The sequence below is a fragment of the Mycolicibacter acidiphilus genome (assembly GCF_018455725.1).
Classification (GTDB): Bacteria; Actinomycetota; Actinomycetes; order Mycobacteriales; family Mycobacteriaceae; genus Mycobacterium; species Mycobacterium acidiphilum.
In genome coordinates this window covers 23,666-42,912 of sequence record NZ_JAHCLR010000016.1, presented here as the reverse complement: position 1 = coordinate 42,912, position 19,247 = coordinate 23,666, and the positions used below count along the sequence as shown (strand labels likewise).

The window sequence follows — 19,247 nt, the reverse complement described above, 5'->3', positions numbered from 1 at the left end:
CGGTGGGTTGTCGAGAGCGGCTAACCTGCGAAGGTGACCTCAGCACAGACCGACCCGGTGCCGCCGGACCTGCGCCGGCAATGGCGCGAACTCGCCGACGAGGTGCGCGAACACCAGTTCCGCTACTACGTCAAAGACGCCCCGATCATCTCCGACGGCGAATTCGACGAGTTGTTCAACCGGCTGCTCGCGATGGAGGACGCCAACCCCGAACTGCGCGCCCCGGATTCACCCACGCAGATGGTCGGCGGCGCCGGATTCACCACCGATTTCGCGTCGGTGGAGCACTTGGAGCGAATGCTGTCGCTGGAGGACGTCTTCTCACCCGACGAACTGCTGGCCTGGGCTGCCCGGGTGCGCGGCGAGGTCGGCGGTGAGCCGGCGTATCTGTGCGAGTTGAAGATCGACGGGGTGGCGCTCGGGCTGGTCTACCGGGACGGCCGCCTGGTCAGTGGCGCCACCCGAGGCGACGGCCGGGTCGGTGAGGACGTCACGCTCAACGCGCGCACCATCACCGGCGTCCCCGAATTCCTCAACCCCGACACCGAGTTCGGTATCCCGGCGGTGCTGGAGGTGCGTGGCGAGGTCTATTACCGGCTGACCGACTTCGAGGCGCTCAACGCCGGTCTGGTGGCTGAGGGCAAACCGCCGTTCGCCAACCCCCGCAACTGCGCGGCCGGCTCACTGCGGCAGAAGAACCCGGCGATCACCGCGCAGCGCAACGTGCACATGATCTGCCACGGGCTGGGCTACACCGAGGGCTTCGAACCGGCCACCCTGCACGACGCCTACCTGGCGATGCAGGCCTGGGGATTGCCGGTCTCCACCCACACCACCCGGCTCGACAGCACTGCCGGGATCGGCGCGGTGCTGGACCGCATCGACTACTGGCACGAGCACCGCCACGACGTCGAACACGAAATCGACGGCATCGTCATCAAAGTCGACGACCTGGCGCTGCAGCGCCGGCTCGGCGCCACCTCCCGGGTGCCGCGCTGGGCGGTGGCCTACAAGTACCCGCCGGAGGAGGCGCAGACCAAGCTGCTCGACATCCGGGTCAGCGTCGGCCGCACCGGTCGGGTCACCCCGTTCGCCTACATGACCCCGGTGAAGATTGCCGGCTCCACTGTCGGGCTGGCCACCCTGCACAACGCGTCGGAGGTGCAGCGCAAGGGTGTGCTGATCGGCGACACCGTGGTGATCCGCAAGGCCGGTGACGTCATCCCCGAGGTGCTCGGTCCGGTCGTCGACCTGCGCGACGGCACCGAGCGCGCGTTCGTCATGCCCGCGCACTGCCCGGAGTGCGGAGCGCCGCTGGCACCGGCCAAGGAGGGCGACGCCGACATCCGCTGCCCGAACAACCGCAACTGCCCGGCGCAGTTGCGCGAGCGGGTGTTTCACGTCGCCGGCCGCGGCGCCTTCGACATCGAGGCACTCGGCTACGAGGCTGCGATCGCCCTGCTGGGCTCGCACGTCATCACCGACGAGGGCGACCTGTTCACGCTGACGGCAGATGACCTGCTGCGCACCGAACTGTTCACCACCAAGAACGGCGCGCTGTCCAAGAACGGCGCGCAATTGCTTGCCAATCTGGAGAAGGCCAAGGCGCAACCGCTGTGGCGGGTGCTGGTGGCGCTGTCGATCCGCCACGTCGGGCCGACCGCGGCGCGCGCGCTGGCCACCGAGTTCGGCAGCCTCGACGCGATCATCGCCGCCTCCACCGAGCAGCTGGCGGCGGTCGAGGGCGTCGGCCCCACCATCGCCGAGTCGGTCAGCGAATGGTTCACCGTCGACTGGCACCGCGCGATCGTCGACAAGTGGCGGGCCGCCGGGGTCCGGATGGCCGACGAGCGCGACGAGAGCATCGAACGCACCCTCGAGGGGCTGTCGATCGTGGTGACCGGTTCACTGGCCGGGTTCTCCCGGGACGCGGCCAAGGAGGCGATCATCGTGCGCGGCGGCAAGGCGGCCGGGTCGGTGTCGAAGAAGACCGCCTATGTCGTCGCCGGTGACGCACCGGGCTCGAAATACGACAAGGCCGTCGAACTGGGGGTGCCGATCCTCGACGAGGACGGGTTCCGGAAACTGCTGGCCGACGGGCCGCCGGTGGCACCCGACGAGGCGGACACGGAGGACTGACGCCGCTCAGTGCAGCAGCGCCGCCACGATCCCGGCCAGATACCCGATGCGGGACACCTCGGCGGGCCGGAACTCCGGACCGCCGGATCGGCCCAGCAGGATCGCGGTGTTCGGGTCACCCAGCGGCGCCGCGACCAGCGCGGTATCCATGTCGCGCCACACCTGCGGCACCCAGTCGGCGGTGCCGTCCAGCGCGGCGGCATGGGTGAGCGGCAGCCACGACAGCGTGTCCGGAACCGTCTCCGGCGCACCGAGACTGCGGGCCAATTGCTCGGATCCGGACGCCGATGCGCGCAGCACCAGACACCAGCTCAGCCGCAGTACCCGGGGCGCGTCATCGGCGAGCACCTGAAGTTTCGCCGCCCGCCCGCCGGCGGTGGCCACACTTTCGATCAACTCCAGTTCGCGGTGGGCCTCCAGCAGGCCGGTGTGCGGCCGGAGGCTGTCGACCCGCACGCCGGCTAGCGCCTCGGCGGCGGTGATCAGCACGTCGGGCATCGACCCGGTCGGCAGTTCGACGACCAGATCATCGACCGCGGCGCCGGATTCGCGTTCGACCACATCCAGCGACAGGATGTCGGCGCCTACCGAACCGAGCGCCACGGCCAGAGAGCCGAGGCTGCCGGGCCGGTCCTCGAGCTGGACGCGCAGCAGATAGGAAGGCACGGCTCCCACTGTTCCACAGCTCGGCCCGCCGGGTTCACCATCGGGCCCGGGCACCGCACCTAGCGTCACCGCGGGCGTCGGCACCCGGCTAGGCTTGCCAGTCGTGTCCCAGATCTCCCGAGACGATGTAGCGCACCTGGCCAGGCTGGCCCGGCTGGCACTGACCGACGCCGAACTCGACGGCTTCGCCGGCCAGCTCGACGCGATCCTCACCCACGTCAGCACCATCCAGGCCGTCGACGTCACCGGGGTGGAGGCCACCGACAACCCGCTCAAGGACGTCAACGTCACCCGGCCCGACGAGATCATTCCCGGCCTGTCCCAGCAGCAGGCACTGGCCGCCGCGCCACGGGCCGCCGAGAACCGGTTCGCGGTCCCGCAGATCCTGGGGGAGAGCTCATGAGCGAGTTGATCCGCTCCGACGCCGCCACGCTGGCCGCGCGGATCGCCGACGGTGAGGTCTCTTCGGTCGAGGTCACGCAGGCGCATCTGGACCAGATCGCCGCCACCGACGACACCTACGGGGCGTTCCTGCACGTCGGTGCCGAGGAGGCGCTGGCCGCCGCGGCCGCCGTCGACAAGGCGCGGGCCGCCGGCGAGGCGCTGCCGTCGGCGCTGGCCGGGGTGCCGCTGGCGCTCAAGGACGTGTTCACCACCGTCGACGCCCCCACCACCTGCGGGTCGAAGATCCTGGAGGCCTGGCAGGCACCGTATGACGCGACCGTCACCGCGCGGCTGCGCGCGGCGGGCATCCCGATCCTCGGCAAGACCAACATGGACGAGTTCGCGATGGGCTCCTCCACGGAGAACTCCGCCTACCAGGTGACCCGCAACCCGTGGGACACCGAGCGGGTGCCGGGCGGCTCCGGCGGCGGCAGCGCCGCGGCACTGGCGGCGTTCCAGGCGCCGCTGGCGATCGGCACCGACACCGGCGGATCCATCCGTCAGCCGGCCGCGCTGACCGCCACCGTCGGCGTCAAACCGACCTACGGCACCGTCAGCCGCTACGGGCTGGTGGCGTGCGCGTCGTCACTGGACCAGGGCGGGCCGTGCGCGCGCACCGTCCTCGACACCGCGCTGCTGCACTCGGTGATCGCCGGGCACGACCCGCGTGACTCGACCTCGGTCGACGCGCCGGTGCCCGACGTCGTCGCCGCCGCGAAAGCCGGTGCGACCGGGGACCTTTCGGGCGTGCGCATCGGGGTGGTGCGTCAGTTGCACACCGGTGAGGGCTACCAGCCGGGCGTGCTGGCGTCGTTCAACGCCGCCGTCGAACAGCTCAAATCGCTTGGCGCGCAGATCACTGAGGTCGACTGCCCGCACTTCGACTACTCGCTCTCCGCCTACTACCTGATCCTGCCCTCAGAGGTGTCGTCCAACCTGGCCCGCTTCGACGCGATGCGGTTCGGGCTCCGCGTCGGCGACGACGGCACCCACAGCGCCGAGGAGGTGATGGCGCTGACCCGGGCGGCCGGTTTCGGCCCGGAGGTCAAGCGCCGCATCATGCTCGGCACCTATGCGCTGTCGGCCGGCTACTACGACGCCTACTACAACCAGGCGCAGAAGGTCCGCACGCTGATCGCCCGCGACCTGGACCGCGCGTACGAGTCCGTCGACGTGCTGATCTCGCCGGCCACCCCGACCACCGCGTTCAAGCTGGGGGAGAAGGTCGACGACCCGCTGGCGATGTACCTGTTCGACCTGTGCACGCTGCCGCTGAACCTGGCCGGGCACTGCGGCATGTCGGTTCCCAGTGGGCTGTCCCCGGACGACGGGCTGCCGGTCGGCCTGCAGATCATGGCGCCGGCGCTGGCCGACGACCGGCTGTACCGGGTGGGCGCGGCCTACGAAGCAGCCCGCGGGTCGCTGCCGGTGGTCCCGACCCTCTGACCGGCCCCACCGGCCCTGCCGAGATCGACGGCAGCGCGGAAAAGGCCGAGAAGCCGGCGCGCTCACGTCGATCTCGGCGCGCGGTTGCGGGCCAACCGGCAAGATGAGGCCATGCGGATCGGAGTCCTCACCGGCGGCGGTGACTGCCCCGGGCTGAATGCGGTCATCCGGGCGGTGGTGCGCACCTGCGACGCCCGCTACGGCTCCACGGTGGTCGGCTTCCAGGATGGCTGGCGTGGCCTGCTGGAGAACCGGCGCATCCAACTCGCCAACGACGAGCGCAACGATCGACTGCTGGCCAAGGGCGGCACCGTGCTCGGCACCGCGCGGGTCAACCCGGAGAAATTGCGCGCCGGCCTGGACCAGATCAAAGCGACCCTCGACGACAATGGCATTGACGTGCTGATCCCGATCGGCGGGGAGGGCACGCTGACCGCCGCGCACTGGCTGTCGCAGGAGAACGTCCCGGTGGTCGGGGTGCCCAAGACCATCGACAACGACATCGACTGCACCGATGTGACTTTCGGCCACGACACCGCGCTGCAGGTCGCCACCGACGCCATCGACCGGTTGCACTCCACCGCCGAATCCCACCAGCGGGTGATGCTGGTCGAGGTGATGGGCCGGCACGCCGGGTGGATCGCACTGAACGCGGGTCTGGCCTCCGGGGCGCACATGACGCTGATCCCCGAGCAGCCGTTCGACATCGACGACGTCTGCCGGCTGGTCAAACAGCGCTTCCAGCACGGCTCTTCGCATTTCATCTGCGTGGTCGCCGAGGGCGCCAAGCCGGCCCCCGGTTCGATGGAACTGCGCGCCGGCGGTCTCGATGAGTTCGGCCACGAGCGGTTCACCGGGGTGGCCGCCCAACTCGCCGTCGAGATCGAGCAACGGGTCAAGAAGGAGGTGCGCACCACCGTGCTCGGGCATGTGCAGCGCGGCGGCACTCCGACTGCCTACGACCGGGTGCTGGCCACCCGGTTCGGGGTCAACGCCGCCGACGCCGCGCACGCCGGCGAGTACGGAATGATGGTGTCGCTGCGCGGGCAGGACATCGGCCGGGTTGCACTGGCCGACGCGGTGCGGCAACTCAAGGTGGTGCCGCAGAGCCGTTACGATGACGCCGCCGCTTTCTTCGGTTGATTGCGTGTTTGCGGATGACAACCGGCGCTAACGGTCGCAGAATGGTCGGGACATATTCGGGCAGGCTGTCGTCCGGTTGCTGGACGGCCAACGGCGGGAGGTGGAGATGCAGAAGCTGGCACGCGTGGCGGCGGTGTTATACGGACTGCCGCTCAGTCTCGTCCTCGCCGTACCGGCCCACGCCGACGGCGACGCGATAAGCGGATACATCGGCGGCCACGGCGGGGAGGTCTGCGACTACATGACCGCCCAGCACAATCTGGCCGGGGTCAGGGACGCGGTCGACCACATCCTGGCGACGAGTGAGCTGCCGCAGGATCAGACCGGCCGGTTGCTCGCGGGGTCGGTCACCACGTTCTGCCCGCAGGACGGTGACCTGGTCGAGGAGTTCATCTGGTACATGCAGCACCGGCAGTCAGGCGGCGGCGTCGGCGCCATCGCCGGCATGTAACGACTCCGGTCAGAGTTCGCCCGGATCGTCGGGAACGTCAACGGCGTACGCGCGCAACACATCCAGTGGCACTACGTCGAGGGTGCGCTGATGCGTGGCGGCCAGCACCACCGGGGCGGCCTGGCCGTCGTGATGGGCGCGCAGCCAGTTCACCGCGGTGACGCACCAGCGGTCGCCGGGCACCAGACCGGGAAACCGGTAGGCCGGCATCGGGGTGGACAGGTCGTTGCCGATCGACCGCTGGTGGGCCAGGAACTCGGCGGTCACCACCGCGCAGATCGTGTGCAGGCCGATGTCCTCCGGACCGGACGAGCAGCAGCCGTCCCGGTAGAAGCCGGTCACCGGATCGGTGCCGCACGGCTGCAGCGGCTCGCCAAGGACGTTGCGGTCAGCCATTCGGCCAGTCTAAAACCATCCGGTTACCGTGGGGCATGACCGAGCGGACCCGTGACGCACTCTGGGGCGACGCCGCCGAGATCTACCGGCGGATCTGCGCGCATCCGTTCATCACCGGGCTGACCGACGGATCGCTGGGCCGCGACCGGTTCCGGCACTACATCGTTCAGGACGCCCACTATCTGCGCGGGTATGCGCGCGCACTGGCGTTCTGCGCCGCGAAGGCGCCGAACGAGGCCGACCTGGTGATGTTCACCGAGCACGCCGGCGCGGCGATCACCGCCGAACGCGATCTGCACGCCGAGCTGCTGGCCGGCCTGGGGTGCACCGCCGACGAGGCCGCGGCGCTGCCGATCGCCCCGGCCACCCAGGCCTACACCGGCTACCTGCTGGCGATCACGGCGTCCGGCTCCTACGCCGAGGCTGTCTCCGCGGTGCTGCCCTGCTACTGGGTTTACGCCCGGGTGGGGGAGTACCTGCAGCGGCACGGTTCACCGGACCCGCTGTACCAGCGCTGGATCGACGCCTACGCCGGTCCGCAGTTCCAGGCGGTGGTCGACGCGGTGCTCGACGTGGCAGACCGGGTCGGCGCCGCGGCGTCGGCCTCCGACCGGGAACTGATGCGCCGGCACTTCCACACCGCGGCGCGCTACGAGTGGATGTTCTGGGATGGGGCGTACCGGCTGGAGGACTGGCCGGTGTGACGTGTGCGGTCACCTAGACTTCCGGGCATGACCGCTGCTGCCGCCGATCTGCTCGACTACGACGACGTCATCGCCCGGTTCGACCCGGTGCTGGGCCTGGAGGTGCACGTCGAGCTGTCGACGGCCACCAAGATGTTCTGCGGCTGCTCGACGACGTTCGGCGCCGACCCGAACACGCAGGTCTGCCCGGCCTGCCTGGGGCTGCCCGGATCGCTGCCGGTGCTCAACGCCGCCGCGGTGGAATCGGCGATCCGGATCGGGCTGGCGCTGAACTGCGAGATCGCCACCTGGTGCCGGTTCGCGCGGAAGAACTACTTCTACCCTGACCAGCCGAAGAACTACCAGATCTCCCAGTACGACGAGCCGATCGCGTTCAACGGCTACCTGGATGTCCCGCTGGAGGACGGCTCGGTGTGGCGGGTGGACATCGAGCGGGCGCACATGGAGGAGGACACCGGCAAGCTCACCCACATCGGCGGTGAGAGCGGCCGGATCGGCGACGCCACCGAATCCCTGGTCGACTACAACCGGGCCGGCGTGCCGCTGATCGAGATCGTCACCAAGCCCATCGAGGGCGCCGGTGACCGGGCGCCGCAGATCGCCCGGGCCTATGTCACCGCGCTGCGGGATCTGCTGCGCGGCCTCGACGTCTCCGATGTGCGGATGGACCAGGGGTCGATGCGCTGCGATGCGAACGTGTCGCTGAAGCCCACCGGGCAGGCGGAATTCGGCACCCGCACCGAGACCAAGAACGTCAACTCGCTCAAGAGCGTGGAGGTCGCGGTCACCTATGAGATGCGCCGGCAGGCAGCGGTGCTGGTCGGTGGCGGCACCATCCGTCAGGAGACCCGGCACTTCCACGAGGCCGGCTACACCAGCGCCGGCCGGGCCAAGGAAACCGCCGAGGACTACCGCTACTTCCCGGAGCCCGACCTGGAGCCGGTGGCGCCGTCAGCGGAGTTGGTGGAGCGGTTGCGTACCACGATCCCGGAGCTCCCGTGGTTGGTGCGCAACAAGATTCAGGCCGACTGGGGCATCTCCGACGAGGTGATGCGCGATCTGGTCAACGCCGGCGCGGTGGAACTGGTCGCCGCCACCGTGGCGGCCGGGGCGTCCAGCGAGGCCGCCCGCGCCTGGTGGGGCAACTTCCTGGTCCAGAAGGCCAACGAGGCCGGCGTCGAACTCGACGCGCTGGCGATCACACCGGCACAGGTCGCCGCGGTGGTGGCACTGGTCGATTCGGGCAAGCTCTCCAACAAACTGGCCCGCCAGGTGATCGAAGGGGTCCTGGCCGGTGAGGGGGAGCCAGAGCAGGTGATGACCGACCGGGGTCTGGTCGTGGTGCGTGACGATTCGCTGATCCAGGCTGCTATCGATGAAGCGCTGGCCGCCAATCCCGATGTGGCCGAGAAGATTCGGAGCGGCAAGGTACAGGCCGCAGGGGCGATCGTCGGAGCGGTGATGAAAACGACGAAGGGGCAGGCGGACGCGGCACGGGTGCGGGAACTGGTGCTGGCCGCCTGCGGCTAACAATCACAGTCCGCACGCGCGGCCGGCCGGGTCAGGTGACCGGCCGCCGCAGCGCGCGACGCCGCCGCGAACCTACGGCAGCCGGCGAGCGGGCTGGTGTCCCCGCTGGCCGAAAATGACCTGCAGCCACCGAACGTCGATCAACATTGTGTCGCCACCTTTTTCGTCAGACGATCCTGCCGGTCGAGCACTCTCGACCTGACACTCAAGGTAGGCGCGATATTTAAGGCATCCGGGCGGAGTCAGTAATACTTCTGTGAGAACCGATCGGCCGGCTTGTCGGACGCCGGTGCCAGGCTGGGCCACCATGAGCTACCAGACGCGACCTTTCATCGCCGCCGAGCCCCGGGCGCCGGGCTTCCACGATGCTCGCTGCCGGGTGACCTGGACACCGCGCAACGCACAGAGCCCGCCCGCCGGCCGGATTCTGGGTGACTACCTGGACGCCGACGGGCCGGCGGGGACGGTGTTCCTCGGTTGCGGTGTCGAGTCGGCGCTGCATGACCTGGGGATCGACTTCGTGACCTACGAGCATCTGGTGCCGATCGCCGACCTGGTCAGCCGCCAGTTCGCGGAGCGCCCCTGGGCCGAACTGTGGTGTCCGCAGGGCACAGCGCGGATCGAACTGGTGCCGCGCTGAGGGCGCAGAAGGCGAGTGGCCCCCTTCGAAAAGGGGGCCACTCGATACTGCCTGGGTGGTTACAGACCACCGTCCAGACCGTCCAGCGGGTTGTCGACGCCGTTCCAGCCGAGGGCCATGGCGATGATCTCCTGGAGGCTCTCCATGGCGCCGATCGGCCCGACGCCGTGGGGATCCATCACCAGCGGGAAGCCCATCAGACCGGTGGTGAGCCCCAGGCTGTTGATGATCGAGCCGCCGATGCCGGGGCTGCTGCCATCCTCGACTCCGTTGAGGAAGCCCTCGACGTCATTGCCGGTGTATCCCGGCGACAGCAGCCCGCCGAAGGCGAAGCTCAGCTGGGTGACGTCCATAGCCGCGGGCAGCAGGCCCGCTTCGGTCAGGGTCGGGATCAGGCCGGTGAGGTCGATGGTGGCCCCGTTGAGCAGGCCGCCGACCATGTTGGCCGGGATGTTGACCAGATCCTGCAGGGCCGCGGCCGTGTCCGGCGTGCTGCCGGACAGTGCACTGTGGATGTCCTCGAGGCTGTTGAACAGCGCAACCATCGGGGCGATGGACGGCCCCAGCGCGCCCATCAGCACCCCGCTCAGCGGTGACGAGGCGAAGGACAGGATCGGCGTGAGCTGCTCGGCGGTGAGGGGGAAATCGTCGGGCAGTTGCCCCGGCAGCACCAGCGGGATCAGTGCCTGCAGGTCGTTGCTCAGCGACAGCGGGGAGGGCGATATGGAGCCGTCGAGGCTGGGCTGCGCGATGGCGTCGAGCACGTCCTTCGGGTCGATCTTCGTGCCGTGGACCAGATCGGCGATCAGCTGCCCCACCGCCGCGGAGGCGCCGTCGGCGTTGTCCGACAGCACGGTGGCGTTGGCCTTGGCGGTGTCGAAGACGTCCTGCCAGGCGCCGAACAGGTCCAGGCCGGCGGTCAACTGCACGGTGTGGGACGGCAGTCCGCTCAGCGCGGGTGTCGACGCCACCACCGGGGTGGCGGCGATCGCTCCGGCACCGACCAGAGCGACGCCGGCGGCGATCCAGGGGGAGTGGGCGAGGGGTTGCATGGGTCTCCTTATTGCGCGACCGTGGCGGGTGCCACATGCTCGGTAATATTACTTAATAGTAGACTGAGTACATGTAAGTCAACTGATACGGATTTTTCGAGGCTAAAGCCTTTTAATCCGCTGCTTGGCGTGAGTAACGTAAGCCGACCTGAATAGGTAACAGTGCGCGCTTAGATTAAATCGCCCACCTGCAGTGACAGAAGTGACAGCAGGGGAGATCAGGTGTGTGTGGACGGGGGCGTGCGCAGCTCTGGCCGGTGCGGCCAGACCCGCCTAGTCCCGCCGCTAGTCCTTGTCGTCGTTGGCGCGCGGGAAGCCGCCGCCGGACGGGAACAGTGGGAAGACCACGTCGTCGAGCTTCTCGGCGTCGCCGGCGGTCTTGTTCACGGTGGCACCCCAGACGTTGCCGTCCGGGGACATCTTCACCGCCCACACATGCCCGTGGGTGTCCTGGCGCATGACCTCGGGCTCGCTGGTGACCGAACCGGTGCCCGATGCCAGTCGCACCGCCACCGTCTGCTTGGTGTTGACCAGGTTGACCAGCACGATGCCGTCCAGGGCGGCGCAACCGGCCACGCCCGGCTTGTCCGGCCAGGTCCACACCGTGGACACCTGGGAGTCCTTGGTGATGCGCTGCAGGCGGTCGCCGCTGGGGGTGCGGTCGGTGACGTACAGCGAGCCGTCGACGTGGTCGATGCACAGCCCGCCGCCGGCACCCATCCCGCTCAGCGCGGTGGTGGGCGGCGCCTGGCCGACGGTGGTCGGCTGTTCGATGCGCAGCACCTTCCCGGCGCGTGAACCCGGGTCGTTGGCGGCGCCCGGATCGCCGGCGTCACCGGTGAGCACCACCAGCGTGGTGCGGCTGGTGAAGATCAGCGCGCCGGTGTTCCCGGTGGCCCCCTTGGGGATTCCGGTCAGGATGTCCTTGGGGACGTCGCCGTCGGCGATCCGGACGACCCGGTTGTCGGTGGGGGTGCTGATGTAGGCGTACATCAGCCGGTCCTGGGCGTAGGTGGGCGACAGCGCGATGTCCATCAGCCCGCCGTCGCCGGACGGGTCGACGCCGATGACGGTCTTGACCTTCGGCTCGGCGTTCAGCGACACCTCTTTGACCGCGCCGGTGGTCCGCTCGGCGACCAGCGCGGACTTGCTGTCCGCGTGCATGATCAAGCCGCTGGTGCTCTCCAGGCAGCCCTGCATGACCCCCGGGGCCGGACAGATCTTCGGGAAGGGATTGGGCGGCAACGGCGGTGGTGGGGTGGTCGTCGAGGGCGGCGCCATCCCGCGGCGCGGCACGGTGGTGAACGGCTCCGACTGCGCATCGTTGAAGTGCGCGCACCCGGTGAGCACCAGCAGCGCCGAGCACAGCACAGCAGGCATCCGGTGAACCGCCCCGCGCATCCGCATGCCCGTCAGATTACGGACACCGCGGTCGGGGGTGCCACGACGGTTGCCGGAAAGCGGTGTCGCCACGGCCCGAACCGGTCCGGAATCGATTCGCTAACGAAGGCCTTCAAATCCCCAATCCAACCGGGCTTGCCCTTACCCTGAGCATCGTGACCAGTGAAGGTGAGCACTCACGCTGGGGTCGACCACGTGGTGCGGCCTCGGCGGGCGGACAGAAGCCGGAGTCAGCGCGCCTGGTAGATCCGGAGGACGACATGCCCTCACCGACGTACAGCGGTGATTTCGAGACCACGGCCATTCCGCCCTACGAACCGACCGTCTCACCGTCCCTGGGTGGCGACTACCACCCGCTGCCCTACAGCGAGCCGCAGTCCGCCGCGGCCCGCACGTCGACGAACGCTCGGACCGACTCGGGCGACGACCCGTTCCAGCCGGTGGACCGGCGCGGCACCCAGGATCTGGGCCTGCTCATTCTGCGGGCGGGGCTGGGTGTGCTGCTGATCGCGCACGGGCTGCGCAAGCTGTTCGGCTGGTGGGGCGGGCAGGGCCTGTCCGGTTTCAAGAGCTCGATCGCCGACGCCGGCTATCAGCACGCCGACATCCTGACCTACACGGCCGCCGGCGGGCAGATCGCCGCCGGCCTGCTGCTGGTACTCGGACTGTTCACACCGCTGGCGGCGGCGGGCGCGCTGGCCTACCTGATCAACGGGGTGCTCGCCGGTGTCTCCCACGACCACGGCCGGTTCGCGTTCTTCCTGCCGGACGGGCACGAGTACCACATCATGCTGATCGTGATCGCAGTCGCGATCGTGCTGGTCGGCCCGGGCCGCTACGGGCTGGACGGGGACCGCGGCTGGGCCCGGCGGCCGTTCATCGGATCCTTCGCGGCACTGGTGCTCGGGATCGCCGGTGGGGTGGCGATGTGGGTGTTCCTCAACGGGGCGAACCCGCTGAGCTAGCGATAGGGATTCGGCACCCGTCCCGCGCTGGCCTCGGTGAGCAGCGGCAGCGTCGCGAACGTGACCGCCGGCAACCGCAGTTGCTCACCGCCGGTGAGGTGGGCGCGCGCCCAGGAACCGCCGGTGAACCCCAGGCCGGAGATCTCCGTCCACGGCACCGTGCGGGCCCCCAGCAGGGACCGCGCCGTGACGGTCTCGGCATCGGCGACGGTGCGCAGTCGGACGATCAACGCGGCCAGCAGCGCCGGAATCACCAGCAGCGGTGCGGTCAGCGGCCAGGCGAGCACCGGGATCAGCAGCCCCAGGGCAAGGAAGCCGACCGCGAAGTGGGCCATCGGCGAGATTCGCAGCACCAGTGGCTTGGCCGGTGCGGTGGGTTCCGGGGGCTGGGTTGAGTCGGCTGGCACCCACGCATGATGCCACCCGGCTGGTCGTAACGGCACTCCACCGCAGGTCCGGTCGCCTATGCTGCGGCCTGTGGCCGACGATGGGGCTGTGCGATCCGGTGCCGCAGCGGTGCTGGTGGTGCTGATCGGACTGATCGTCCCGGTCGGGGCGACGGCGCCGGCCCGGGCGGACTGCGGAGACCCCGGGCAACCGGCCTGCACCGGTCCGGTTCCCACTGCCGACCGGGTGGAGGCAGCACTGACCAAGCTGATCGACCCGAGCATCCCCTACCAGGACAAGGCCGACGTCGTTGAGAACGGGTTCACCCCCGATGAGGGGCAGCAACTCGACGACGAACTGGGGCAACTCGGCGCCGACGGGAAACTGCCCTTCACGTTCACCGTGACCGACATCGAACCGGCGCCTGACAACCTGGCCGGCGCGACGGTTGCCGTCACCGGACCAAAGAGTCCCTATCCCCGACGTTGGCCGATCGTGCTCGTCGACCGGGGCGGTGACTGGCTGATCACCCACAATCCGAACGTCGACTCGGAAGCCGACACCATGGAGAAGCTCGCGGAGTGTCACCACCCCGGATTCCCGGTCTGGAAGCGCTACTACTGCTTTTAGCGCCGCCCGGCGATACCGAAAAAATAAATATTGCGGACTTATTTTTAGTGGCGCAGGATGGGGCGATGCCGCCCACGAAGCCGCGCCGCACCCAGGCCGAGCGGACCGCCGAGACTCGTCGGGCACTGCTGGACGCCACGCTCGCCGCACTGGTCGAGGTCGGCTTCAAAGCCACCACCACCACCGAGGTGGCGCGCCGCGCCGGGGTGTCGGTCGGCGCCCTGCAAGGCCACTTCCCGACGAAGATCGAACTGCTGACGGCGGCCGTCGAGTACTCGCTGGGCCGTCGCGTCGAAGAGTTCGAGGTGCTGATGGCCGGACTGAACCCGGCTGCCGACAAGCTCGACGAGGCGTTCGACCTGCTCTGGTCGATGTTCGCCGGACCGACGTTCACCGCGTGCCAGGAACTGTGGGCGGCCGCTCGCACCGACCGTGAGTTGGCGGCCGCGGTCATCGAGACCGACCGGCAGTTCAACGAGGCCTGCAACCGGGTCTACACCGAGATGCTCGCCCCGGAGAGCCCCGCCGCCCCGGCCGGTTCCCGGCTCGGCCCACAAATGGTCTTCGCGCTGATGAACGGCCTGGCGATGACCCGGTCGATCGACGGCTACGAGCCGCTGGCCACCGCCGACATCCTGGCCGCCTTCAAGGCGCTGATCCGTCCGCTGATCGACCCGCCCGACCATCCCGAGGAGCACCATGACCGCTGATCACACCGGGCACCCGGCGGTGCACGCCCGCCGGATCCGGTTCAACTACCCGGTGGCCTCGCTGGACCGGCACTTCGTACAGGGCGATCTGGTGATGAGTCACGTGATCGCCCATCTGTCGGCCGTCTTCCCGGAGGGCGAGGAGTTCTTCGTCCGGTCGGTGCGCCACTACGCCGACCAGATCACCGACCCCGAACTCAAGGAACGGGTCAAGGGGTTCGTCGGCCAGGAGATCACCCACGGCCGAGAACACCGCTCGCTCAACGAACGGCTTGCTCAGATGGGTTATCCCACCGCTCGGGTGGATCGGATGGTCCGCCGGCAGTTGAAGTTCGTCGAACGGCGGCTGTCGCCGCTGACCTGCCTGGCGATGACCGCAGCCGACGAGCATTTCACCGCGGTCTTCGCCGAAACCCTGCTGTCCGATGAGCGTGCGCAAGCGCTGCTCGGGACGACCGAGGTCCGGTCGATGCTGCTGTGGCACGCGATCGAGGAATCGGAGCACCGGTCGGTGGCGTTCGACGTGTACCGCGCCGTCGGGGGCAGTGAGGCTCGGCGCATTCGGGTGATGCGATTCATCCGGTTCAGTTTTCCGCTGAGCGTCGCGATCTACTCGATCATCTCGCTGCTCGGCGATCGCGCCACCTATCACCCGGTCCGGCTGTTCCGCAGCCTGGCGGCGCTGCGGCACTCGCCGTTTCTGACCCGGGCGGTCTTCCGCCGGGTCGGTGACTACACCCGGGTCGGGTTCCATCCCGACGACGTCGACAACACTGCGCTGCTCACTCGCTGGACCGCGGAACTGTTCGGTGAGCACGGATCGCTGGTCGACCATTTGCAGTGACCTGCCGCACCGGTCCGGATTTGACGGCTGACCTGTGCGGAAGCTACTGTCGAGCATCATGATGAACCGCGGAATGCTTGTAGTACCGGTCAGCGCGTTGGTTGCTGGCTAGCTTCAAGCATCAACGCGCAACCCTCGTACAGCAGCTGAGCTGGCGGGGGTTTTTTGTTGTCACCGATACCGCAGGCACGAAGACATGAAGGAAGCAACGTGAGCGCACCCACCGCGCGGCCCCCGGAGCGAGCCGCCGCAACCCAGGAGCGGACACCGGCCAATGGGGAGTCGGCCGCCGACCCGACCGCTGACCCGACCAAGACGCCGGCCAAGCGCGTCGCGCCGCAGCAGATGACCGGCGCCCAGTCGGTGATCCGCTCGCTGGAGGAACTCGACGTCGACGTGATCTTCGGCATCCCCGGGGGTGCGGTGCTGCCGGTCTACGACCCGCTCTACGACTCGCAGAAACTGCGCCACGTGCTGGTCCGCCACGAGCAGGGCGCCGGCCACGCCGCCAGCGGTTACGCGCACGCCACCGGTCGGGTCGGGGTGTGCATGGCCACCTCCGGTCCCGGCGCCACGAACCTGGTCACCCCGCTGGCCGACGCGCAGATGGACTCGATTCCCGTCGTCGCCATCACCGGGCAGGTTGGCCGGTCGCTGATCGGCACCGACGCCTTCCAGGAAGCCGACATCTCCGGCATCACCATGCCGATCACCAAGCACAACTTCCTGGTTCGCCGCGGCGACGACATCCCCCGGGTGATCGCCGAGGCGTTCCACATCGCCGCAAGCGGGCGGCCCGGAGCCGTCCTCGTCGACATCCCTAAGGACGTGCTGCAGGGCCAGTGCACGTTCGCCTGGCCGCCGCGGCTGGACCTGCCCGGCTACAAGCCCACCACCCGGCCGCACAACCGGCAGATCCGGGAGGCCGCCAAGCTGATCGCCGCGTCCCGCCAGCCGGTGCTCTACGTCGGCGGCGGCGTGATCCGCGGCGACGCGACCGAGGAACTGCTGGAGCTGGCCGAGCTGACCGGCATCCCGGTGGTCACCACGCTGATGGCCCGCGGCGCGTTCCCGGACAGCCACCGGCAGCACCTGGGCATGCCCGGCATGCACGGCGCGGTCGCGGCAGTGGCCGGCCTGCAGCGCTCGGATCTGCTGATCACGCTCGGCGCCCGCTTCGATGACCGGGTCACCGGCCAGCTGGACTCGTTCGCGCCGGACGCCAAGGTCATCCACGCCGACATCGACCCGGCCGAGATCGGCAAGAACCGGCACGCCGACGTGCCGATCGTCGGCGACGTCAAAGCCGTCATCACCGAGCTGATCGCGGCACTGCGCCACGACGACGTGTCGCTGGACCTGACGGACTGGTGGGCCGGGCTCGACGAGATCCGCACCACCTACCCCCTGAGCTACGGCCCGCAGAGCGACGGCAGCCTCGGCCCGGAGTTCGTGATCGAGGCGCTCGGCCGCATCGCCGGGCCGGACGCGATCTACGTCGCCGGCGTGGGCCAGCACCAGATGTGGGCCGCGCAGTTCGTCAAATACGAGAAGCCGCGCACCTGGCTGAACTCCGGTGGGCTGGGCACGATGGGCTTCGCCGTGCCGGCGGCGATGGGCGCCAAGATGGGCTGCCCGGACGCCGAGGTGTGGGCGGTCGACGGCGACGGCTGCTTCCAGATGACCAATCAGGAACTGGCCACCTGCGCCATCGAGGGCATCCCGATCAAGGTCGCGCTGATCAACAACGGCAACCTGGGCATGGTGCGCCAGTGGCAGACGCTGTTCTACGGCGAGCGCTACTCGCAGACTGACCTGGCCACCCACTCGCGCCGCATCCCGGACTTCGTGATGCTGTCCGAGGCGCTGGGCTGCGCCGCATTCCGTTGCGAGCGTGAGGAAGACGTCGAAGACGTGATCAACCAGGCGCGGGCGATCAACGACCGGCCGGTGGTGGTGGAGTTCGTCGTCGGCGCGGACGCGCAGGTGTGGCCGATGGTGGCCGCCGGCACCAGCAACGACGAGATCCAGGCGGCGCGCGGAATCCGGCCGCTGTTCGACGACGACGACAACGAGGGGCACGCCTGATGTCCGCACACAACTCGGCCCCGACCACCCACACGCTGTCGGTGCTGGTCGAAGACACCCCCGGCGTGCTGGCGCGGGTGGCGTCGCTGTTCTCCCGGCGCGGCTTCAACATCGAGTCGCTGGCCGTCGGCGCCACCGAGGTCAAGAACATGTCCCGGATGACGATCGTCGTCTCGGTGGAGGACACCCCGCTGGAGCAGATCACCAAGCAGCTCAACAAGCTGATCAACGTCATCAAGATCGTCGAGCAGGACGACGAGAACTCGGTCTCCCGGGAACTGGCGCTGATCAAGGTCCGGGCCGACGCCGGAACCCGCGGTCAGATCGTCGAGGCGGTGAATCTGTTCCGCGCCAAGGTGATCGACGTGTCGCCGGAATCGCTGACGATCGAGGCCACCGGAACGGCCGGCAAGCTCGACGCCCTGCTGCGGGTGCTCGAACCCTACGGGGTGCGGGAGATCGTCCAGTCCGGACTAGTGTCGTTGTCTCGCGGTCCGCGCGGCATCGGCACCGCCAAATAACCTCTTTGAGTTCACGAGAAAACAGAAGGAAGCAACACGCATGGCAGTTGAGATGTTCTACGACGACGACGCCGACCTGTCGATCATCCAGGGCCGCAAGGTCGGGGTCATCGGCTACGGCAGCCAGGGGCACGCGCACTCGCTGAGCCTGCGCGACTCCGGTGTGCAGGTGAAGGTGGGTCTGCAGGAGGGCTCCAAGTCCCGTGCGAAGGTCGCCGAGCAGGGTCTGGAGGTCGACACGCCGGCCGAGGTCGCCAAGTGGGCCGACGTCATCATGGTGCTGGCGCCGGACACCGCGCAGGCCTCGATCTTCACCAACGACATCGAGCCGAACCTCAAGGCCGGTGACGCGCTGTTCTTCGGCCACGGCCTGAACATCCACTTCGGCCTGATCAAGCCGGCCGCCGACATCACCGTCGCGATGGTCGCGCCGAAGGGTCCCGGCCACCTGGTGCGCCGGCAGTTCGTGGACGGCAAGGGTGTGCCCGCGCTGATCGCCGTCGCCCAGGACCCGACCGGTGCCGGTGAGGCGCTGGCGCTGTCCTACGCCAAGGCGATCGGCGGCACTCGGGCCGGCGTCATCAAGACCACCTTCAAAGAGGAGACCGAGACCGACCTCTTCGGCGAGCAGGCCGTGCTCTGCGGCGGCACCGAGGAACTGGTCAAGACCGGTTTCGAGGTCATGGTCGAGGCCGGCTACGCCCCGGAGATGGCCTACTTCGAGGTGCTGCACGAGCTGAAGCTGATCGTCGACCTGATGTACGAGGGCGGCATCGCGCGGATGAACTACTCGGTGAGCGACACCGCGGAGTTCGGCGGCTACCTGTCCGGCCCGCGCGTCATCGACGCCGGCACCAAGCAGCGGATGCGCGACATTCTCACCGACATCCAGGACGGCACCTTCGTCAAGCGGCTGGTCGCCAACGTCGAGGGCGGCAACAAGGAGCTCGAGGGGCTGCGCAAGGCCAACGCCGAGCACCCGATCGAGGTCACCGGCAAGAAGCTGCGCGACCTGATGAGCTGGGTCGACCGGCCGATCACCGAGACCGCCTAGTTACCTCCCTCGCGAGCGTGCACAATTGTCCGCCCC

At 68.9% G+C, this 19,247-nt stretch carries 19 protein-coding genes and 1 pseudogene; 15 read left to right on the top strand and 5 right to left on the bottom strand.

Annotated elements, in window-relative coordinates; all coding sequences use genetic code 11:
* The first annotated feature begins 33 nt into the window (after positions 1-33).
* Positions 34-2,139: an NAD-dependent DNA ligase LigA gene (ligA, locus tag KIH27_RS10290; protein WP_214092849.1), complete on the top strand. Its 2,106-nt coding sequence runs from the start codon at positions 34-36 to the stop codon at positions 2,137-2,139.
* 6 nt (positions 2,140-2,145) lie between these two features.
* On the opposite strand, the gene KIH27_RS10285 is transcribed toward ligA, so the two are convergent.
* Positions 2,146-2,805, bottom strand: coding sequence for an ACT domain-containing protein (locus KIH27_RS10285; RefSeq protein WP_372451344.1), 660 nt, complete (start codon positions 2,803-2,805; stop codon positions 2,146-2,148).
* Between the two features lie 103 nt (positions 2,806-2,908).
* Between KIH27_RS10285 and gatC the strand changes: the two genes are divergently transcribed.
* From gatC to KIH27_RS10265, 4 genes are all read left to right on the top strand, one after another.
* Complete coding sequence (gatC, locus tag KIH27_RS10280) at positions 2,909-3,208, top strand: Asp-tRNA(Asn)/Glu-tRNA(Gln) amidotransferase subunit GatC (RefSeq protein WP_214092847.1); 300 nt, start codon at positions 2,909-2,911, stop codon at positions 3,206-3,208.
* The gene (gene gatA, locus KIH27_RS10275; RefSeq protein WP_214092846.1) at positions 3,205-4,695 is read left to right on the top strand and encodes an Asp-tRNA(Asn)/Glu-tRNA(Gln) amidotransferase subunit GatA; all 1,491 of its coding nucleotides are present in this window, start codon (positions 3,205-3,207) and stop codon (positions 4,693-4,695) included. The genes gatC and gatA overlap by 4 nt, the downstream gene beginning before the upstream one ends.
* 111 nt (positions 4,696-4,806) lie before the next feature.
* Entirely contained in the window at positions 4,807-5,838 is a 1,032-nt protein-coding gene (locus KIH27_RS10270; protein WP_214092845.1) for an ATP-dependent 6-phosphofructokinase, read from the top strand.
* A gap of 76 nt (positions 5,839-5,914) precedes the next feature.
* A complete protein-coding gene (locus tag KIH27_RS10265) occupies positions 5,915-6,289 on the top strand; it encodes a hypothetical protein (protein WP_250149905.1) in 375 nt (124 codons plus the stop codon).
* A gap of 9 nt (positions 6,290-6,298) precedes the next feature.
* Here KIH27_RS10265 and KIH27_RS10260 read toward each other — a convergent pair whose 3' ends face one another.
* Entirely contained in the window at positions 6,299-6,685 is a 387-nt protein-coding gene (locus tag KIH27_RS10260; RefSeq protein ID WP_214092844.1) for a DUF2237 family protein, read from the bottom strand.
* Positions 6,686-6,720: 35 nt separating this feature from the next.
* Between KIH27_RS10260 and tenA the strand changes: the two genes are divergently transcribed.
* The 3 genes from tenA (at position 6,721) to KIH27_RS10245 (ending at position 9,559) form a co-directional block, all read left to right on the top strand.
* A complete protein-coding gene (tenA, locus tag KIH27_RS10255; RefSeq protein ID WP_214092843.1) occupies positions 6,721-7,389 on the top strand; it encodes a thiaminase II in 669 nt (222 codons plus the stop codon).
* Positions 7,390-7,416: 27 nt separating this feature from the next.
* On the top strand, positions 7,417-8,919 hold the full coding sequence (gatB, locus tag KIH27_RS10250) for an Asp-tRNA(Asn)/Glu-tRNA(Gln) amidotransferase subunit GatB (protein WP_214092842.1): 1,503 nt from the start codon (positions 7,417-7,419) through the stop codon (positions 8,917-8,919).
* Between the two features lie 307 nt (positions 8,920-9,226).
* Positions 9,227-9,559, top strand: a complete 333-nt coding sequence (locus KIH27_RS10245) for a hypothetical protein (protein ID WP_214092841.1) — start codon at positions 9,227-9,229, stop codon at positions 9,557-9,559.
* 59 nt (positions 9,560-9,618) lie between these two features.
* Here the strand turns inward: KIH27_RS10245 and gjpA are convergent, their stop codons facing one another.
* Together gjpA and KIH27_RS10235 are read right to left on the bottom strand one after the other, a co-directional pair.
* The gene (gene gjpA / locus KIH27_RS10240; protein ID WP_214092840.1) at positions 9,619-10,611 is read right to left on the bottom strand and encodes an outer membrane porin GjpA; all 993 of its coding nucleotides are present in this window, start codon (positions 10,609-10,611) and stop codon (positions 9,619-9,621) included.
* Positions 10,612-10,896: 285 nt separating this feature from the next.
* Complete coding sequence (locus KIH27_RS10235; protein WP_214092839.1) at positions 10,897-12,018, bottom strand: PQQ-dependent sugar dehydrogenase; 1,122 nt, start codon at positions 12,016-12,018, stop codon at positions 10,897-10,899.
* Positions 12,019-12,167: 149 nt separating this feature from the next.
* On the opposite strand from KIH27_RS10235, the gene KIH27_RS10230 reads away from it, so the two are divergent.
* On the top strand, positions 12,168-12,977 hold the full coding sequence (locus KIH27_RS10230; RefSeq protein WP_372451343.1) for a DoxX family protein: 810 nt from the start codon (positions 12,168-12,170) through the stop codon (positions 12,975-12,977).
* Here the strand turns inward: KIH27_RS10230 and KIH27_RS10225 are convergent.
* Positions 12,974-13,312, bottom strand: a complete 339-nt coding sequence (locus KIH27_RS10225) for a PH domain-containing protein (RefSeq protein ID WP_214092875.1) — start codon at positions 13,310-13,312, stop codon at positions 12,974-12,976. The two genes, KIH27_RS10230 and KIH27_RS10225, sit on opposite strands and share 4 nt — an antisense overlap.
* Positions 13,313-13,454: 142 nt before the next feature.
* On the opposite strand from KIH27_RS10225, the gene KIH27_RS10220 reads away from it, so the two are divergent.
* The 6 genes and pseudogenes from KIH27_RS10220 to ilvC form a co-directional block, all read left to right on the top strand.
* The gene (locus tag KIH27_RS10220; RefSeq protein WP_214092837.1) at positions 13,455-13,994 is read left to right on the top strand and encodes an MTB12 C-terminal domain-containing protein; all 540 of its coding nucleotides are present in this window, start codon (positions 13,455-13,457) and stop codon (positions 13,992-13,994) included.
* Positions 13,995-14,059: 65 nt separating this feature from the next.
* Complete coding sequence (locus KIH27_RS10215) at positions 14,060-14,704, top strand: TetR/AcrR family transcriptional regulator (RefSeq protein WP_214092836.1); 645 nt, start codon at positions 14,060-14,062, stop codon at positions 14,702-14,704.
* Positions 14,694-15,548 carry a metal-dependent hydrolase gene (locus KIH27_RS10210; protein ID WP_214092835.1) on the top strand — a complete coding sequence of 285 codons (855 nt, stop codon included), beginning with the start codon at positions 14,694-14,696 and terminating at the stop codon, positions 15,546-15,548. Before KIH27_RS10215 ends, KIH27_RS10210 begins: the two co-directional genes overlap by 11 nt.
* A 210-nt stretch (positions 15,549-15,758) precedes the next feature.
* Positions 15,759-17,636, top strand: coding sequence for an acetolactate synthase large subunit (locus KIH27_RS10205; protein WP_214092834.1), 1,878 nt, complete (start codon positions 15,759-15,761; stop codon positions 17,634-17,636).
* On the top strand, positions 17,636-18,157 hold the full coding sequence (ilvN, locus tag KIH27_RS10200; RefSeq protein WP_214092833.1) for an acetolactate synthase small subunit: 522 nt from the start codon (positions 17,636-17,638) through the stop codon (positions 18,155-18,157). Before KIH27_RS10205 ends, ilvN begins: the two co-directional genes overlap by 1 nt.
* A 16-nt stretch (positions 18,158-18,173) precedes the next feature.
* A pseudogene (ilvC, locus tag KIH27_RS10195) lies at positions 18,174-19,211 on the top strand (ketol-acid reductoisomerase); the annotation flags it as partial.
* Positions 19,212-19,247 lie beyond the last annotated feature (36 nt).

What these genes read in the sequence shown, in the direction of transcription:
- gatA (WP_214092846.1), top strand. Translation starts at nt 3,205, where the DNA reads ATGAGCGAGTTGATCCGCTCCGACGCCGCCACGCTGGCCGCGCGGATC.
- KIH27_RS10270 (WP_214092845.1), top strand. Translation starts at nt 4,807, where the DNA reads ATGCGGATCGGAGTCCTCACCGGCGGCGGTGACTGCCCCGGGCTGAAT.
- KIH27_RS10260 (WP_214092844.1), bottom strand. Translation starts at nt 6,685, where the DNA reads ATGGCTGACCGCAACGTCCTTGGCGAGCCGCTGCAGCCGTGCGGCACC.
- tenA (WP_214092843.1), top strand. Translation starts at nt 6,721, where the DNA reads ATGACCGAGCGGACCCGTGACGCACTCTGGGGCGACGCCGCCGAGATC.
- gatB (WP_214092842.1), top strand. Translation starts at nt 7,417, where the DNA reads ATGACCGCTGCTGCCGCCGATCTGCTCGACTACGACGACGTCATCGCC.
- KIH27_RS10245 (WP_214092841.1), top strand. Translation starts at nt 9,227, where the DNA reads ATGAGCTACCAGACGCGACCTTTCATCGCCGCCGAGCCCCGGGCGCCG.
- gjpA (WP_214092840.1), bottom strand. Translation starts at nt 10,611, where the DNA reads ATGCAACCCCTCGCCCACTCCCCCTGGATCGCCGCCGGCGTCGCTCTG.
- KIH27_RS10235 (WP_214092839.1), bottom strand. Translation starts at nt 12,018, where the DNA reads ATGCGGATGCGCGGGGCGGTTCACCGGATGCCTGCTGTGCTGTGCTCG.
- KIH27_RS10225 (WP_214092875.1), bottom strand. Translation starts at nt 13,312, where the DNA reads ATGGCCCACTTCGCGGTCGGCTTCCTTGCCCTGGGGCTGCTGATCCCG.
- KIH27_RS10215 (WP_214092836.1), top strand. Translation starts at nt 14,060, where the DNA reads ATGCCGCCCACGAAGCCGCGCCGCACCCAGGCCGAGCGGACCGCCGAG.
- KIH27_RS10210 (WP_214092835.1), top strand. Translation starts at nt 14,694, where the DNA reads ATGACCGCTGATCACACCGGGCACCCGGCGGTGCACGCCCGCCGGATC.
- ilvN (WP_214092833.1), top strand. Translation starts at nt 17,636, where the DNA reads ATGTCCGCACACAACTCGGCCCCGACCACCCACACGCTGTCGGTGCTG.